Genomic DNA, 16,017 nt, shown 5'->3' with positions numbered 1-16,017 from the left:
AGCATGGATGTGACGGCCGACGACGGCGAGGTGTGGGGCGCGGAGACGTCCACCGGGTCTTTCGGCGCGCCTTCGCCGGCGGGCCAGGAGGATGCCGTGGTCATCGAGGAGCCCGGCGCCTTCGCGCCGCCCGAGGACCACTACCAGCGCCTGTGGAACCCGCACCGCCTGGTCTACATCGGTGGGGAGGGCAAGCCGTCCGACGGTTCGGAGCGGCGTTGCCCGTTCTGCCGCATCCCGCGTGGCGACGACGAGCAAGGGCTCGTCGTCGCCCGCGGGGAGCTGTGCTACGTGGTGCTGAACCTGTACCCGTACAACTCGGGTCACCTGATGGTGCTGCCCTACCGGCACGTCTCGGACTACACCGACCTCGACGAGGCCGAGACGCTCGAACTGGCAGCCATGACGCAGGCGGCGATGCGCACGACACGCGCGGCGTACGCGCCGGCGGGGTTCAACCTTGGCATCAACCAGGGCGAGGTGGCCGGTGCGGGGATCGCGGCGCATCTGCATCAGCACGTCGTGCCGCGCTGGCCGGGGGACTCGAACTTCCTGCCCGTCGTCGCGCAGACGAAGTCCCTTCCCGAACTGCTCTCCGACACCAGGCGCCGACTCGCCGACGCATGGCCGGGAACTGGTGCGACGGCCGCGTCCCGGCATACTTGACCGGCAGAGGGGCACCACAGGGATCGGAGGCGAGATGTTCGGCCGGCTTCGCAGCCTGATGACCACCGTGCTCACCCCGGTGGCTCGACGGCTGCTGCGTCTCGGTGTCACGCCCGACGCCGTGACGATCGCGGGCACCGTGGCGGTGACGGTGCTCGCGCTCACCCTGCTGCCGCTGGGCCACCTGATGCTCGGGGGGCTCCTGATCGGTCTCTTCGCCCTGCTGGACTCCCTGGACGGCGTGCTCGCGCGCCTCTCGGGACGGGCCGGCCAGTGGGGAGCCTTCCTCGACTCCACCCTGGACCGCGTGTCCGACGGCGCCGTGTTCGCGGGCATCACCCTCTACTTCGTGCTGCACCCGACCGCTCCCCACGCGACCTGGGGCGCGATGGCGGCACTGGCCTGCCTCGCACTCGGCGGCGTCGTGCCGTACGCGCGAGCCCGGGCCGAGGCCGTGGGCGCGACAGCGAGGAACGGCATCGCGGAGCGCACCGACCGTCTCGTGATCGGACTGGCGCCTCTCGCGTTCACCCAGGTCGGGCTCCCGATGGTCGCCGCCACCACGGCGCTCACCGTCCTCGCGGTGGCAAGCGCCGTGACCGTCGGGCAGCGCGTGGGCACCGTGCGCCGGCAGCTCGCGAGGGCCACGCGGTGAAGGAGGCGCCGGCCGACGGCACGACGACCCGTCCCGACGTCGTCACGCGCGCCTACCTGCTCGCCTGGAAGCTCGCCCCCCGGGTACCCGAACCCGTGCTGCGCGCACTCTTCTCCGTGATCGGCGATGTGACCTGGCTGCGCCGGACCACGGGCGTGCGACGTCTCGAAGCCAACTACGCCCGTGTCCGCCCCGACCTCGACGCGGCCGGCATCCGCCGCCTGTCCCGTGCCGGCATGCACTCCTACATGCGGTACTTCCGCGAGGCCTTCACCCTGCACGCGCTGAGCGAGAAGGAGGTGGATGCCCGCGTCCGCACGCGGGGCTACGAGGAGAATCTGCTCCCGTACCTCGACCTCGACGGGCCAGGAACTGCGCCGGAGCGGCGGGGCGCCGCCGCTCTGGCGCTCGGCCACCTGGGCAACTGGGACCTCGCGGGCGCGTGGGGGAGCCTGCACATCGCCCCTGTCCTCACGGTGGCGGAGCGGCTGCGCCCGACCGCGCTGTTCGACCGGTTCGTCGAGTTCCGCCGGTCGATCGGCATCACCGCGCTCGGCCTCGGGGACCCCGGCGTCTACGAGGCCCTCGTCGCCGGCGCCAAGGAGGGCGACCGCGTCGTGCCGCTGCTCGCGGACCGCGACCTGACCTCCCGCGGCATCGAGGTCGACCTGCTCGGGCACCGTGCCCGGGTCGCCGCCGGCCCGGCCGCCCTCGCGCTGGACGCCGACGTACCGCTGATCCCCGTCGGCATCCACTACGAGCGCCTGCGCGGCGACCGCCGTCGTACCGCGGGTGGCCCCTGGGGCATCGTCATCAGCTTCCACGCCCCCGTCCCCGTCCCCGACCACACGTTGCCGCGCGCGGAACGGTTGCGGTGGCTCACCCAGGGCTGGGTCGACGCCGTCGGACGTTCGATCGTCGAGCACACCGCCGACTGGCACATGCTGCAGCGCGTCTTCACCGAGGATCTCGACGTCCGGAGGGCGCGTGCCTGACCAGCCACCCGGGCCGCGCTCGCGGGCATCCGGGCCGGGCGCCGCGCTCCGCCGGCGTCTCCGCACGCCCGGGCGTGCCGGCCGATCCTCCGCGCTCCGTGTCGGCATCGTGTGTCCCTACTCCTTCGACGCCCCCGGCGGCGTCCAGTTCCACGTGCGCGACCTCGCCCGGGCCCTGCGTGCGGCCGGACACGAGGTCTCGGTCCTCGCTCCAGCCGCCGAGCACACCCCCGTACCCGAGTTCGTCGTGCCGGCCGGCCGGGCCGTCCCCATCCGCTACAACGGCTCCGTCGCCCGCCTCGCCTTCGGGCCCGTCACCGCCCGGCGCGTCCGCCGCTGGCTCGCGGAGGGCAGGTTCGACGTCGTCCACCTGCACGAGCCGATGACGCCCTCCGTGTCCCTGCTCGCGCTCCGGTACGCCGAGGTGCCCGTCGTGGCGACCTGCCACACCTCGATGTCGCGCTCCCGCGCGCTGCGTGCCGCCTTCCCGCTCGCCGGGCCGGTCGTCGAGAAGCTCGCCGCCCGCATCGCCGTCTCCGAGGACGCGCGCCGCACCGTCGTCGACCACCTCGGCGGCGACGCCGTCGTCATTCCCAACGGGGTCTACACGCGAGACTTCGCCGCCGTGCCGCCACGCCCGGAGTGGCAGGGCACACCCGAGGCGCCGACCATCGCCTTCCTCGGACGGCTCGACGAACCTCGAAAGGGCCTGGACATCCTCCTCACGGCCGCCGCGACGATCCTCGACCGGATGCCGCACACACGGTTCCTGGTGGCCGGCAGCGGCACCGCCGCCCGCGAACGCGTCCGCGCCGCCCTCGGCGAGCGGGCGGACGCCGTCGAACTGCTCGGCCGCGTGACCGACGAGGAAAAGGCGTCCCTGCTCGCCTCCGTCGACCTGTACGTCGCGCCGCAGACCGGCGGCGAGTCGTTCGGCATCGTGCTCGTCGAGGCGATGAGCGCCGGGGCCGTCGTCGTGGCCAGCGCACTGGGGGCGTTCCGGCGCGTCCTGGACGACGGCGCGGCCGGTGCCCTCTTCGGCACCGGGGATCCCGAGGCGCTCGCGGCCGAGGTGCTGGCGCTGGCGGGCGACCCCGAACGGCGCGAGCGGTACCGCGTCCGTGCGCGGGACGTCGTGCGGCAGTACGACTGGTCGGTGGTGACGGGGCAGGTACTGGCCGTGTACGAGACCGTCCTGTCGGCCGGTGACACGCTCGGGCCCGGTGGCCCGCTCTCGGGGCTGAGCGGCGGCGTGCGCGACGTGCTCGGGCGGGCACGCAGGGGATGGCGATGAGCTGGTCGGAGATCGCGTTCTGGTCCTTGGTGGGCGTCGTCGTGCTGGTGTGGGTGGCGTGGCGGATCGCGTCACGTCTGGACGGCCTGCACCGCAAGGTGGCCGGATCACGGGGGGCGCTCGACGCGCAGCTCGTGCGCCGGGCGTGGGCGGCCGTGGACCTCGCGTCGTCGGGCGGGATGGATCCGGCGTCGGCCCTGGTCGTGGTCGACGCCGCGTACGTCGTGCTGGACGCCGCCGACCCGGAGACGGGGGAGCGCGTGCTCGCGGTCGACGGCCTGCCGACGGCGCGCGAGGAGGCCGAGAGCAACCTGAGCGCGGCGCTCCGGGAGGCGCTGGGCGGGCCGGACGAGATCGCGGCGCTGCGGGCCGGGCCGGCAGGAGAGCAGGCCGCGGCCCTGGCCGCGGCCTGGTACCGGGCGACGCTCGCCCGCAGATTTCACAACGAGGCGGTGGCGCAGGTGCGGCGGGTGCGCCGCCGGTGGTACGTGCGTGCCGCCCACCTGCCCGGGCGTGCGCCGATGCCGCACACCGTGGAACTGGACGACCGGATGCCGGAAGGCCTGGACCGAGGTGTCGGACCCGGCGCGTAGGATCGCATAGGAGGACGCCGGACCGGCGTCCGGTACGGATCGGAACGAGCGAGGTAGTGGTGGCTGACGAGACGACGACGAGCGCTGGCGTGGGCAGTGCTGGAACTGTCGGCACCGCGCGCGTGAAGCGCGGCATGGCCGAGATGCTCAAGGGCGGCGTGATCATGGACGTCGTCACGCCGGAGCAGGCGAAGATCGCCGAGGACGCCGGCGCGGTGGCCGTGATGGCCCTCGAGCGGGTGCCCGCGGACATCCGGGCGCAGGGTGGCGTGAGCCGCATGAGCGACCCCGACATGATCGACGGCATCATCGAGGCCGTCTCCATCCCGGTGATGGCGAAGGCGCGCATCGGGCACTTCGTGGAGGCCCAGGTGCTGCAGTCACTCGGCGTCGACTACATCGACGAGTCCGAGGTGCTCACGCCCGCCGACTACACGAACCACATCGACAAGTGGGGCTTCACGGTGCCCTTCGTGTGCGGTGCCACGAACCTGGGCGAGGCGCTGCGTCGTATCACCGAGGGCGCGGCGATGATCCGCTCCAAGGGCGAGGCCGGCACGGGCGACGTGTCCAACGCGACCACGCACATGCGGCAGATCCGCCAGCAGATCCGCAAGCTCTCCTCGCTGCCGGAGGACGAGCTGTACGTCGCGGCCAAGGAACTCCAGGCGCCGTACGAGCTGGTCGCGGAGGTGGCGCGTGAGGGCAAGCTGCCGGTCGTGCTGTTCACCGCGGGCGGCATCGCCACGCCGGCCGACGCCGCGATGATGATGCAGCTGGGCGCCGAGGGCGTGTTCGTCGGCTCGGGCATCTTCAAGTCCGGCGACCCGGCCACGCGCGCCAAGGCGATCGTGCAGGCCACGACATTCTACGACGACGCAGACGTGATCGCCAAGGTCTCCCGCGGCCTGGGCGAGGCGATGGTCGGTATCAACGTGGAGGAATCGCCCGAACCGGTCAGGCTGGCGGAGCGAGGCTGGTAATTCCCGTCTGACCGGAGCGAGCGCCGGGGAGCGGTAGCTCCCCGGCGCCGCTTGTGTGCTGGGCGTCGTTCCTGGTCAATCTTGGACCATGGCATGTCATCCGGGTCTGGCGAGCGACTGAGTTTCGCAAGGACCAGGGCGGCGGTCGTCCTGACGGGATCAGTTCGTCGTCCTCAGTGTTTCCGTGTGGGCTCCTCGTCGGGCTGCTGGCAGTGCGCCGTTCGCCTGGGCCCACGTGGCCCACCAGGTGATGCGATCCATTTCCGCAGCGGCTGCCGCGGTCCAGGCCGGGTGGGTGAGCGTCTCGTCGAGCGGAGCGCCAGGCCGATGGTCGTCGCGCAGCGGTCGCGCCCGTGCTCGACGAGCCACCGACCCGTCCGTCGCACTATGTCGGTGTTCGCGCGCAGAGCGACCGACCGGATGTGTTCGTTGGAGTGGATCGGGATGTCCACCGCGTGAAATGCGGCCTCGACTCGGTCGAGATCGCTGTGCGGGTCCGCGAGGAATTCGGCGAGCAGGTCCGCCGCGGCTGCACCACGCATGAGCGGGTCACCCGGACCATCGATCCGGCGGTTGCGGTGAACAGCGTCGTCCGGGAACGGGTAGCCGTCTCGTGGCAGCGGCGCGTCCGGGTTCTCGCCGTGGAGGTGAACTGCGTGCTCGAACAGGGAAAGCGGCCCGGGGTGCTCAGATTGATCCATGTTCACGCCGTGATCCTACGAGCGATGGTCTACCGTCCAACGGCGGTAGTTCCCGTCGGTCTGGAACCGACGACGGGATCGGCGGCTCGGGCGGAGCGTAGCGCCACCTGATCTTCGTCGGGTATGTCGCCTTGCGGCGAACGATCGGTGGTGCCTATCGTGGGGTGTTTCAGTTAGTACAGATAGGAGTCTGGGATGAGTGATCTCCTCGCGCGAGATGCCGCCGCGGTGCATCATGCCCTCGAACGAGGCGGTGACGACGTGTCACTGTCGATCCACCGGTCCACGGCCGAGCTTGTCGCCGCCCTTCTCGACGCGCGGGCCCACGGGGTGCCGGAGGAAGTGACCCCGACACGGGCCGCGGAGCTGCTGGGGGTGTCCCGCCCGCACGTGCGGCGGCTCATGGACCGGGGCGAGCTGCCGTTCCGGAAGGTCGGTTCGCACCACCGCCTGCCACTCGCCGCGGTTGAGGCGTTCCGGGAGCGTGAGCGCGCCCGGCGGGCCGAGGCGCTGGCCGATCTGTCCGAACTCCAGAACGAGCTGGGCCTCACGGAGTGACTGCCGCCGACCGGCCGCGGGTGGTCCTGTCCGACGCGAACGTTCTGTTCTCCCGCGTCCTGCGCGACTACCTGCTCTACGCCGCCGACCAGGAACTCATCACGATTCTGTGGAGTGACACGATCCTGGGGGAGATGACTCGGCACCTCGTCGGCAAGGTCGACGGCTTCACCACCGCTCAGGGTGAGCGGCTCGTCGCCGGGATGAACCGCGCCTACCCGGGCGCCCTCGTCGAACTCACCGAAGAGTCCACCGTGCGGGTCGCAGCACTGACCCTCCCGGACGAGGACGACCGTCACGTCCTGGCCGCCGCCGTCGAGGGCGGTGCAGAAGTGGTGTGTACCGCGAACCTGAAGGACTTTCCCATCGCGGCGCTCAGCGAGCTCGGCCTGGAGGTGCGGCACCCGGACGAGGTGCTCACGCGGCTGGTCCGCCGCCGTCCGATCGAGATGCTGGCCGTGCACCGGGTCTGTGTCGAGCGGCTCAAGGGCGCGACCGACGAGTCGACGATCGCGGCTTTGCGCCGGGCGGACGCACCACGGACCGCCGACCTCATCGAGGCGCTCCTCATCGACGATGCGCGGAGCCGGCGAGCGGCGGCCGAGTTGTCGGGCGAGCTGGACGAACTGGGGTTCGCGCGAGTGCCTCTGCCGCGAGCGCGGGGCGGTGGGCGAGCTGGTCGCCGTCGGTGAGGCCCCGCGGACGTCGTGTCCGCGGGGCCTCACCGTTCGTGTAGGTCATGGCCAGGAAGGATGCCAGCTCGCGCGCCTGCCGCCCATCCCCCGTCCGGGGGATCGTGAAGTGCGCTCGGCGGGGTGATGCGGCGCCCGGTGGCGCGTTCGTAGTGTCCACGGCATGACCTTCATCTGGCAGCTTCTCGCCGTCGTGGCGATCTCCTTCCTCGGCAACCTCGCCGTCGGTGCGGTCGAGCCGAGTCCGTGGCTCACCTTCGCCGTGAGTGTCCTCGTGGCCGTGGGCGCGGTGCTCGGCTACCGCTGGGTCGTGGGCCGGACCGAGCGGCGAGCGGTCGACGAACTGGGCCGGGCGAGGGCCGGTCGCGCGCTCGGCTGGGGCGCACTGCTCGGGCTGAGCCTGTTCGGGCTGGTGATCGCTTGCATCGCCGCCCTGGGTGGCTACCACGTCTCCGGTACCGGTTCGTTCTCCGGTTTCGTGTGGCTTCTCGGGTTCATGACGGTGGTCGCCGTGGCCGAGGAGCTCCTGTTCCGCGGGATCCTGTTCCGGCACGTCGAGCAGTGGTTCGGCACCTGGGTCGCTCTGGTGGGCACCGGGCTCGTGTTCGGACTGGCGCACCTGTTCAACCCGAACGCGACCTTGTGGGGCGCGATCGCGATCGCCATCGAGGCCGGCGGGATGCTCGGCGCCGCGTACGTCGCGACCCGGCGCCTGTGGGTGCCGATCGGTCTCCACTTCGGGTGGAACGTCGCCGGGTCGGCAATCTTCAGTACCGAGGTGTCGGGCGGCGACACGCGCCAGGGCCTGCTCGAAGCCACGACGTCCGGCCCGACGATCCTCGCCGGCGGCCAGTTCGGGCCCGAGGCGAGCTCGTTCGCGGTCATCTTCTGCCTCGGTGCGGCCCTGGTGTTCCTCCGGGTGGCCGCACGGCGCGGGAACCTGGTGCCGTCGCGCCTGCCCCGGCGCCGGACGGGTAGCCTCGCCCGGTGAGCGCGCACGGTCGGGTCCGGCACTGGTGGTACCGAGCTCCCGTGGTCGTCCGGGACCTGCTGCCCGGGATGGTGCTGCTGATCGCGTCACTCGTCCCGGTCCTGCAGCGGTACGGGACGCAACTGGGCGACCTGCCGGCCCGGCCGCTCGACGGGCTCGCGGCCGTCGCGCTGGCGCTGGAGTGCCTGCCACTGGCGCTTCGCCGTCGGTGGCCCCTGCTGAGCGTCGCGCTCGTGTCGGCCGGGTTCGTCCTCGACCAGCTGCGCTCCTACCATCTGGTCGCCGGTGCGGCGCTGGCCCTGTCGCTGATGAGCACCGGCCTGCACCTGGACCGCTGTCGGCGGGCGACAGCGGTGGCTCTGACCGGTGCCTACACCGCCTTGGCCACCGCGCTCGCAGTCATGGGCTCGCCCGAGGGGCTCGCGGGGTTCGTCACCTTCTACCTGCTGATGGTGCTCGCCTGGGGCGCCGGCGCCTGGCTGCGCTCGGCGCGCGTCGTGGAGGCCGACCGCCGGCGCCGTGCCGCGGAGGCCGCTCGCGCCGAGGAACGCACGCGGCTCGCGCGGGAACTCCACGACGTCGTCACCCATCACGTGACCGCGATGGTCGTGCAGGCGCAGGCCGCCCGCTACCTGGCCGCTGAACCCGACCGGGTAGACCAGGCCCTCGCGACCGTCGCGGACACCGGCCGCCTGGCCGTCACCGACCTGCGTCAGCTCCTCGACGTGCTCGAGCCGAACTCGAGCGGTCCGCCGAACTCGAGCAGCCCGCCGGGCCCCACGAGCCCGCCGAGCCAGGTCGGTGCCTCGCAAGGCGTCGTGGGGTCCGTCGAGGACGTCAGGGACCTCGTGCGACAGGCCCGGCGCGCCGGACAGCCGGTCGAGCTCACCCAGGAGCCCCGTGTCCTGCCCGCGGCGGACGCGGACGCCGGGCTCGCCGCCTACCGGGTCGTGCAGGAGGCCCTGACCAACGCGCTCAAACATGCGTCCGGAAGTCCGACGGACGTCTCCGTCCACCAGACAGAGCAGGAGATCACCGTGCAGGTCACCACCGGTGCGCCCGAGCGTCCTGGCCCCACGGCCCCAGGCTCCGGACGCGGCCTGGCCGGGCTGCGCGAACGCGTCGAGGCGCTCTCCGGCACGCTCACCGCCGGCCGGAGGCCCGACGGAGGGTTCGCCGTCCGCGCCCGGATCCCGGTGGCCGAGCGGGCGACGAGCCGATGACACGGGCGCCGGTTCGCGTCCTCGTCTGTGACGACCAGGACCTCATCCGCACCGGGTTCACGACGATCATCGACGCCCAACCCGACCTCGAGGTCGTGGGACGGTGCGGCGACGGTCAGGCCGCGGTGGACCTGGCACGCCGTCTGTCCCCGGACGTCGTGGTCATGGACGTGCGCATGCCCGTGCTCGACGGGATCGCCGCGACGAGAATGCTCGCCGGGCCGGACGCGACCCACCCCACCAAGGTGCTCGTCGTCACCACGTTCAACCTCGACGAGTACGTCTACCAGGCCCTCCGTGCCGGTGCCAGCGGCTTCCTCCTCAAGGACGCGCCCGCCGACCACCTCCTGCACGGCATCCGCACCGTGGCCTCGGGCGCAGCCCTCCTCGACCCCGGGGTCACGCGTCGGCTCGTCGGCAGGTACGCCGACCGCATCCGCCCGGCAGGTCCGGACCCGGCCGACGACGTCCTGTCCACACGCGAGCTCGAGGTGCTGCGTCTCGTGGCCGAGGGCCTGTCCAACCGGGAGATCGCCCATGCCCTCGTGGTCAGCCCCGAGACGGTCAAGTCCCACGTCTCCCGGATCCTCACCAAGCTTCAGTTGCGGGACCGGGTGCAGGCCGTGGTCCACGCCTACCGCCACGGTCTGATCGAGTAGCGGAGTTGTACCGTTGCCTGGTGCAGACCGCCATGAGCCTCCCGGACCTCGCAGCCGAGCGCTTCGACCGCGTCGCGCGGAGACACGGGACGCCCCCGGGGCCGGTCGACGCCGGGCAGGAGCCGGTGCTCGTCCGCCCGGCAGGACGGGACCGGTGAGCTCCGAGGGCGTCACCCGCTCACTGGGTCCCGACTGGCGCCTCGCGCCCGACGGGATCCGCGAGCGCGACGCGGCCCGTGTCGTGCTGCTGGACGGCGAGGGCCGTGCGCTGCTGGTGCGCGGCCACGACGTGGACCAGCCGGAGCGGTCCTGGTGGTTCACGCTGGGCGGGGGGATCGACCCGGGGGAGACCGCCCTCGAAGCGGCCCTGCGTGAGGTTCGCGAGGAGGCCGGTCTGGCGTTGTCCCCCGGCGACCTGGTGGGGCCGGTGCTCACCCGTACCGGTATCTTCGACTTCTTCGCGGAGACGTGCCGGCAGCGGGAAGTGTTCTTCCTCGCCCGCCTGCCCGGTGGCCACACGCCGGACCGCTCGGGCTGGACCGACGTCGAACGCGAGGTGCTCGACGACCTGGCGTGGTTGTCGGCCGAGGAGCTGCGGGCCCAGCCGCTGGAGGTGTTCCCGCACGAGCTGCCGGAGGTTCTCGACGTCCTGGTCGCAGGCTGGGACGGCACGGTCCGCCATCTGGGCGTCCAGGACGACAACTGACGCGGGTGGCCTGCACCGTGGCAGGCATGTCGCGTCGGTCGGCGCGTGTCCTGGTGCTGACTGCCCCGGTTGCGGTTGACTTGCCCCGTGTTGCGTGGGCGAGAGGGCTGGAACCGTCGGGGATCGGCGTCGTCGCCGCCCGACGGCGGGCCCGTTCGCCTGCTCGATCCCGCACTGCGGGTCGTGCCGTTCTCCGGGCGCGACTCCGAGATGGCCGACCTGACGAGCTGGTCGGGTGGGTCCGACCGAGTCCGGGTGCGGCTGCTGACCGGGCTCGGTGGCAGCGGGAAGTCCCGGATCGCCGTGGAACTCGGTGTCCGGCTGGTGCGGCGCCGCTGGCGGCCCGTGTGGCTCGATCCCGCCGACGAACCGCGGGACGTCGCGGTGGCGTGTCGTGGGCCGCGCGTGCTCGTCGTCGTGGACGACGCCGCGTCGTTCCCTCGCCTCGACGAGCAGCTCGGCGCGCTCCGGGAGGCGGAGGCCGGGCGGATCCGGGTACTGCTCCTCGCCCGCACGGGGCGGGAGTGGTGGACGCGGTTGCGCTGGGCGAGCACGCTCTGGTCGGTGCCGGCAGGCGTGCCTACCTCGATGGCGCACATCGGGCCGCCGGCCATGAGCCTGGACCGGATGGTGCGGACGGCGGCGTCGGCCTTCGCATCCCGCCTGGCGGTCCAGGCCCCTGAGCTCACGGTCGGCGACCAGCCGGCCGACGCCGACCCTCCACGGTTCGGCGACGTGCACGCCGCGGTCCTCGCGGTGCTCGCCGACCGGGAGAACGGCGGCACCGGGACCGTGGTCGACGTCGGCCGCGGCCCTGCCGCACTGCTCGACCAGGAACGCGACCGGTGGGCGGAGACCGACGCCGTCGTCGCGCGTGCCCTGCTCTGCGGGGGCCGGCGAGACCTGCCCGACCGGCTCGCGGAGCTGCACGTGGCACGGACGCTGACCGCGGCACCCGGGATGACCGAGGTCTGTACCGCGAGGATCACCCCGGACGAGGCGTGCGAGGTCGCGATGTTCGCGTTCCGGCTCGACGTCGACACCCCGGCGGTCACCGGCGCGGGCCGGTTGACCGCCGCTCTGCTGGAGCGGGTGGCGAGCCAGGTGTCCGACCGCCCCGAGCACCTGCAGCGGATCCTGCGGCTGTTCCCGGCACGGCCTGCACCGGCAGCGCAGGCGGTGGTCCTCGCGTCCCGGCTCGTCGCGATGGTCACCGCCACCGCGGCGGGCAGGGACACGCCCGACCAGGCCGAGGCGCTCGGCGCCTGGGCGCGCGCGCTCGAGGAGGCCGGACGTTCGGACGAGGCGCTCGACCCCGCGGAGCGGGCCGAGGCGATGTGGCGCAGGATCACCCGCACCGATCCGTTGCGCTACCGGGTGGCGCTCTGGCGGGCGATGCGGGACCTCGCCGTCGTGAGCTTCGGCACCGGACGCGAGAAGGAGCACGCGCAGCTGGTCGAGGAGACGGTCTCCGCATGGAGCTCCGCCCCCGAGACCGAGAGCGTGTGGACGGAGCCGGAACTGGCATGGGGCATGCACGCGCTCGAGCTCACGACCGCCCCGGGCAGCGTGGACGCCGCCCGGTGGTACCACGAGCGAGCCGTGTCGCTCCTGCGCGGCCTGGTCGCCCGCGACCCGGTGGCCCACGAGGAGGTTCTCGCGCGCGTCCAGGCCAACCTGCTGCTCCTCGTGAACCGCGGCAGACCCGGGGAGGCGCTGGAGGGCCTGCGCGAGTCGGTGTCGATCAGACGGAGGCTCACACGGGACCGCCCGGACGCGTTCGAACGTCACCTGGCGTACAGCCTGTCGAATCTCAGCCACGCCCTCGCCGGGATCGGGCAGGCCGCCGAGGCGCTCGCCGCGGGCCAGGAAGCACTGGCACTGCGGCGGCGGGTGGTGCGCAAGGCCGCGTCGGCGGACGGGAACGGCGTGCCGAGGCTGCGGTTCGAACTCGCGTGGTCCCTGTCCGGTGTGGGTGTCCTGCTGTCCGAGCAGGGCCGGCCGCACGAGGCGCTGTCGCTGGAGGAGGAGGCGCTGTCGATACGGCGCGACCTCGCTCGCGAGGCCCCTGACCGGTATCGCGAGGAGCTCGCGACGTCGTGCTCGAACCTCGGCGTGACGTACTCGCGGCTCGGCCGGTTCGGTGACGCGCTGCGGTTGGAGCAGGAGGCCGTGGAGATCCGCCGCGAACTGGTGCGGCGCTCCTCCTCCAGCCGGCACCGGCAGCATCTCGCCCGGTCGTTGTCGAACCTGGGCGTCCGGTACTCCGACATGGGACGCACTGAGGATGCCGTCGAACCCACGCGCGAGGCGGTGTCCCTGATGCGGCAGGTGGCCCGTGACGACCGGTGGCAGCACCTCCCGGACCTGGCCACCGCCCTGGCCAACCTCGGGGCCACGTTCACGGACCTGTCCCGGGCCCACGACGCCATCGGTCCGTTGCACGAGGCGGTCGGGGCACTGCGCGACCTGAGTAGGGAGCATCCGGAGAAGCATCTGCCCGGACTCGCGTCCGCGCTGACGGCCCTGGCCGTGGCTCTCGGCGAACAGCGCCGGTACGTGTCGGCGGCCGCGTCCGCGCGGGAGGCGGTGCGCATCCGCGACGGGCTCGCCGCCATGGACCAGCGGCGCTTCGGAGACGATCTTGCGCGGTCCGTGCGCGTGCTTGCGGACATGGAGGCGGTCTTGCCGAAGGACGGATCGCGCACAGGTCAGTTCATCACTGCGCGATCGGAGCGCGCATGAGATTGAATACGTCCATGTGGCGTCCCCTTCATCCCGACAGCCGCCTGCGTGCCCGGCACGCGAGGGTCTCCGCCGCGGGACTGCTGGATCCGGCGCTACGGGCCGTCCCGTTCGTGGGGCGTGACACGGAGCTCGACGAGCTGCACGCGTGGTGCAGGGAACGCCCCCGCGTACAGGTCCGCTTCGTCACCGGGACGGGCGGGGTGGGCAAGTCACGCCTCGCGATCGAGCTCGCGGCACGGCTGCGCCGCCGAGGGTGGACCTGCGTCTGGCCGGAGCCGGACGACTCGCCGGCCGAGATCGCGGCGGCCTGCCGCGGCGGGCGTGTGCTGGTCGTGGTCGACGACGCCGCGGCGCATCCCCGCCTCGCGGAGCAGCTCGGCGCACTGACCGGATCGGGCGAGAACCGCCTGCGCGTGATCCTGCTCGGCCGTACGGCGCGCGAGTGGTGGACCCGTCTGCGCTGGGCGTGCGACCTGTGGGCCGGGCCGGAGACCGTCCCGACGTCGCAGGTCCATCTCGCGCCGCCCCGCCTGCCCGCGGCGGCCATGGTCTCGGTCGCGGCGCGGGCCTTCGCCCGGCGGCCGGGCGTCCAGCGAAGGCTCTCCGGTCCCCGGCCGGGCGTGCCCGAGGTGCGGGAAGGACCCGAGCCCGCGCCCGTGCTGGACGTCCACGCCGCGACCTTGGCGGCGCTCCTCCACGGCGGGGTCGCCGACGTGTCCCGCGGGGTCGGGGCGCTGCTCGACCTGGAACGTGAGGCGTGGACCGCCCCGGACGAGGACATCGCGGGTGCGCTGCTGCGCGGGGAGGAGTTCGAGCGCGGCGCTCCGGACACGTCCCCGTCCCGCGCGGATGGCGGTCAGGGGGCGCCGTCACCGTTGAGCGGGCCCGGAGGACTGCCGAACCGCCTGGCCGAACTGCACGTCGCGCGCACGCTCGCCGCCGACCCCGCGAAGGTGCGTGCGTGCACCACCGGCCTGGACGCACGGCAGGCGTTCCGCGTGGCACTCTTCGCCCACCGGCTCGACGTCGACGACCCGGGAGTCCCCGAGGCGGCACGGCTCGCGACGGTGCTGCTGGAACGGGTCGCGGAGGCGCTGCCCGACGACGCCGAGGCGATCGCCCGCGTGCTGCGGCTGTTCGGGCGCCGCCCGCTGCCCCGGGACGTGGCGGTAGGACTCGCGGAGCGACTGATCGCCGTCGTCGGCGAGCTCGCGCCGGGCGGGCGTGCCGTGACCCCCGAGCGGGCCGACGCCACCGCGACGCTCGCCCGGGCCCTGGGCGCGCCCGAGACGTACGACGACGTGCCGCCGTCGGCGCAGGGTGCCGTCACCGCGTGGCGCGAGCTCGCCGCCCAGGATCCTGACCGGTACCGGGTTCCTCTGCTGGCGGCCCGGACGGTGATGGCGGGCGTCCTGTTCGGCAAGGGCAGGTACACCGAGTCGCTCCAGATCTCCGACGAGGTCGCGGCCGTGTGCCGCGCCGCGGCCCCCGAGGAGCGGGTGTGGCTGGACCCCATGCTGGCGAGCGCGCTCAACGGGATGGCGATCACGTACGACTTCCTGGGCCGCCCGGAGCAGGTGGAGGTGTGCCACACGGCGTCCGTCGCGACGCTGCGGCGCCTCGTGGCCCGCGACCCTGCGGCGCACGAGGCGATGCTCGCCCTGGTGCTGGCGAACACCGTGGGACAGGTCGAGCTCGGCAGGGCCGCGGACGTGATCGACGGGCTGCGCGAGTCCGTCGAGATCCGGCGCCGCCTCACGCTGCGCCGTCCGGGTGAGCACGAGCAGTACCTCGCCTTCGCGCTGTCCAACCTCAGCGATGCCGCGGCGCAGCTCGACCGGCCCGCCGAGGCGGTCGCCGCCGCGCGCGAGGCGCTCGCGATCCGGCGCCGGTTCGCGGAGCAGGACCCGGTCGGGATGCGGTGGCTGGTCGCCTGGTCGCTGGCCGGGCTCGGCTCGTTGCTGTCGGAGCAGGGCCGCGCCGCCGAGGCCGCGGGCCTGGAGGAGGAATCCGTCCGGATCCGTCGTCAGCTCGCCGCCGAGACGCCGCAGCGGTACCGCGACATGCTCGCGACCTCGTGCTCCAACCTGGCGGTCACGTACGCGCGGCTGGGCCGGTCCGACGAGGCGCTGCCCCTGGAGGAGGAAGCGGTCGGGATCCGGCGCGAGCTGGCGGCACGTGTGCCCGGCCGGTACGAGGAGGAGCTCGCCCGCTCGCTGTCCCGGCTGAGCGTACGGCTGACCGAGGCGAACCGGCCGCTCGACGCCGTCGCCCCGGCGACGGAGGCGGTCAGCATGCTGCGCGACCTCGCGCGTTCGAAGCGCCCGCACCACCAGGACAGTCTCGCGGTCGCGCTGACCAACCTCGCCACCGTGCTGCGCAGCCTGGGCCGGGCCGAGGCCGCCACCGCCGCGGTGCAGGAGGCGTTCGCGCTGCGCGACGAGAGCGTCGAGCTGGTGGCCCGCGAGCGGGGGAGGCGTGGTTCGCCGTCCGGTTCCGTGGACGTCCTCGTGGACATCGAGGAGGGAGGGGCTCCGACGTCGTCATAGGATC

The 16,017-nt window shown here is 73.1% G+C and carries 16 protein-coding genes; all 16 read left to right on the top strand.

Annotated features, from left to right (window positions below; translation table 11 throughout):
- Positions 1 to 3: 3 nt before the first annotated feature.
- The 16 genes from J0911_RS16370 (at position 4) to J0911_RS16295 (ending at position 16,013) form a co-directional block, all read left to right on the top strand.
- On the top strand, positions 4 to 666 hold the full coding sequence (locus tag J0911_RS16370; protein WP_207276529.1) for an HIT family protein: 663 nt from the start codon (positions 4 to 6) through the stop codon (positions 664 to 666).
- 34 nt (positions 667 to 700) lie between these two features.
- Positions 701 to 1,321, top strand: coding sequence for a phosphatidylinositol phosphate synthase (gene pgsA, locus J0911_RS16365; protein WP_207276528.1), 621 nt, complete (start codon positions 701 to 703; stop codon positions 1,319 to 1,321).
- Positions 1,318 to 2,316, top strand: coding sequence for a phosphatidylinositol mannoside acyltransferase (locus tag J0911_RS16360; RefSeq protein ID WP_207276527.1), 999 nt, complete (start codon positions 1,318 to 1,320; stop codon positions 2,314 to 2,316). Before pgsA ends, J0911_RS16360 begins: the two co-directional genes overlap by 4 nt.
- A 106-nt stretch (positions 2,317 to 2,422) precedes the next feature.
- Positions 2,423 to 3,610 carry a glycosyltransferase family 4 protein gene (locus J0911_RS16355; protein WP_307865161.1) on the top strand — a complete coding sequence of 396 codons (1,188 nt, stop codon included), beginning with the start codon at positions 2,423 to 2,425 and terminating at the stop codon, positions 3,608 to 3,610.
- Positions 3,607 to 4,203: a hypothetical protein gene (locus tag J0911_RS16350; protein WP_207276525.1), complete on the top strand. Its 597-nt coding sequence runs from the start codon at positions 3,607 to 3,609 to the stop codon at positions 4,201 to 4,203. The genes J0911_RS16355 and J0911_RS16350 overlap by 4 nt, the downstream gene beginning before the upstream one ends.
- A 59-nt stretch (positions 4,204 to 4,262) precedes the next feature.
- The gene (gene pdxS / locus J0911_RS16345) at positions 4,263 to 5,186 is read left to right on the top strand and encodes a pyridoxal 5'-phosphate synthase lyase subunit PdxS (RefSeq protein WP_207276524.1); all 924 of its coding nucleotides are present in this window, start codon (positions 4,263 to 4,265) and stop codon (positions 5,184 to 5,186) included.
- A gap of 353 nt (positions 5,187 to 5,539) precedes the next feature.
- Positions 5,540 to 5,998 carry a hypothetical protein gene (locus J0911_RS16340; protein WP_207276523.1) on the top strand — a complete coding sequence of 153 codons (459 nt, stop codon included), beginning with the start codon at positions 5,540 to 5,542 and terminating at the stop codon, positions 5,996 to 5,998.
- Positions 5,999 to 6,082: 84 nt separating this feature from the next.
- Positions 6,083 to 6,445, top strand: coding sequence for an excisionase family DNA-binding protein (locus tag J0911_RS16335; RefSeq protein WP_207276522.1), 363 nt, complete (start codon positions 6,083 to 6,085; stop codon positions 6,443 to 6,445).
- Positions 6,442 to 7,137 (top strand): PIN domain-containing protein, encoded by a 696-nt coding sequence (locus tag J0911_RS16330; protein WP_207276521.1) that lies wholly within the window; start codon positions 6,442 to 6,444, stop codon positions 7,135 to 7,137. Before J0911_RS16335 ends, J0911_RS16330 begins: the two co-directional genes overlap by 4 nt.
- Before the next feature lie 163 nt (positions 7,138 to 7,300).
- Positions 7,301 to 8,128: a CPBP family intramembrane glutamic endopeptidase gene (locus J0911_RS16325; RefSeq protein ID WP_207276520.1), complete on the top strand. Its 828-nt coding sequence runs from the start codon at positions 7,301 to 7,303 to the stop codon at positions 8,126 to 8,128.
- Complete coding sequence (locus J0911_RS16320) at positions 8,125 to 9,351, top strand: sensor histidine kinase (RefSeq protein WP_307865125.1); 1,227 nt, start codon at positions 8,125 to 8,127, stop codon at positions 9,349 to 9,351. The genes J0911_RS16325 and J0911_RS16320 overlap by 4 nt, the downstream gene beginning before the upstream one ends.
- Entirely contained in the window at positions 9,348 to 10,010 is a 663-nt protein-coding gene (locus J0911_RS16315) for a response regulator (protein ID WP_207276519.1), read from the top strand. The genes J0911_RS16320 and J0911_RS16315 overlap by 4 nt, the downstream gene beginning before the upstream one ends.
- A 20-nt stretch (positions 10,011 to 10,030) precedes the next feature.
- Positions 10,031 to 10,168 (top strand): hypothetical protein, encoded by a 138-nt coding sequence (locus J0911_RS16310; RefSeq protein ID WP_207276518.1) that lies wholly within the window; start codon positions 10,031 to 10,033, stop codon positions 10,166 to 10,168.
- Positions 10,165 to 10,716 carry an NUDIX hydrolase gene (locus tag J0911_RS16305; protein WP_207276517.1) on the top strand — a complete coding sequence of 184 codons (552 nt, stop codon included), beginning with the start codon at positions 10,165 to 10,167 and terminating at the stop codon, positions 10,714 to 10,716. The genes J0911_RS16310 and J0911_RS16305 overlap by 4 nt, the downstream gene beginning before the upstream one ends.
- Positions 10,717 to 10,803: 87 nt before the next feature.
- Positions 10,804 to 13,461, top strand: coding sequence for a tetratricopeptide repeat protein (locus J0911_RS16300; RefSeq protein WP_207276516.1), 2,658 nt, complete (start codon positions 10,804 to 10,806; stop codon positions 13,459 to 13,461).
- 14 nt (positions 13,462 to 13,475) lie between these two features.
- Positions 13,476 to 16,013: a tetratricopeptide repeat protein gene (locus tag J0911_RS16295; RefSeq protein ID WP_207276515.1), complete on the top strand. Its 2,538-nt coding sequence runs from the start codon at positions 13,476 to 13,478 to the stop codon at positions 16,011 to 16,013.
- Positions 16,014 to 16,017: the final 4 nt, after the last annotated feature.

It is taken from the genome of Myceligenerans salitolerans (genome assembly GCF_017349295.1).
GTDB classification, from domain to species: Bacteria; Actinomycetota; Actinomycetes; order Actinomycetales; family Cellulomonadaceae; genus Myceligenerans; species Myceligenerans salitolerans.
Note: the sequence above shows the minus strand (reverse complement) of the source record. Positions and strands in the feature narration are given on the sequence as shown.

Bases quoted from the DNA above. Each gene is read 5' to 3' on its own strand.
- J0911_RS16295 (WP_207276515.1), top strand. From the start codon at position 13,476: ATGTGGCGTCCCCTTCATCCCGACAGCCGCCTGCGTGCCCGGCACGCG.
- J0911_RS16325 (WP_207276520.1), top strand. From the start codon at position 7,301: ATGACCTTCATCTGGCAGCTTCTCGCCGTCGTGGCGATCTCCTTCCTC.
- J0911_RS16335 (WP_207276522.1), top strand. From the start codon at position 6,083: ATGAGTGATCTCCTCGCGCGAGATGCCGCCGCGGTGCATCATGCCCTC.
- J0911_RS16370 (WP_207276529.1), top strand. From the start codon at position 4: ATGGATGTGACGGCCGACGACGGCGAGGTGTGGGGCGCGGAGACGTCC.
- J0911_RS16315 (WP_207276519.1), top strand. From the start codon at position 9,348: ATGACACGGGCGCCGGTTCGCGTCCTCGTCTGTGACGACCAGGACCTC.
- pgsA (WP_207276528.1), top strand. From the start codon at position 701: ATGTTCGGCCGGCTTCGCAGCCTGATGACCACCGTGCTCACCCCGGTG.
- J0911_RS16350 (WP_207276525.1), top strand. From the start codon at position 3,607: ATGAGCTGGTCGGAGATCGCGTTCTGGTCCTTGGTGGGCGTCGTCGTG.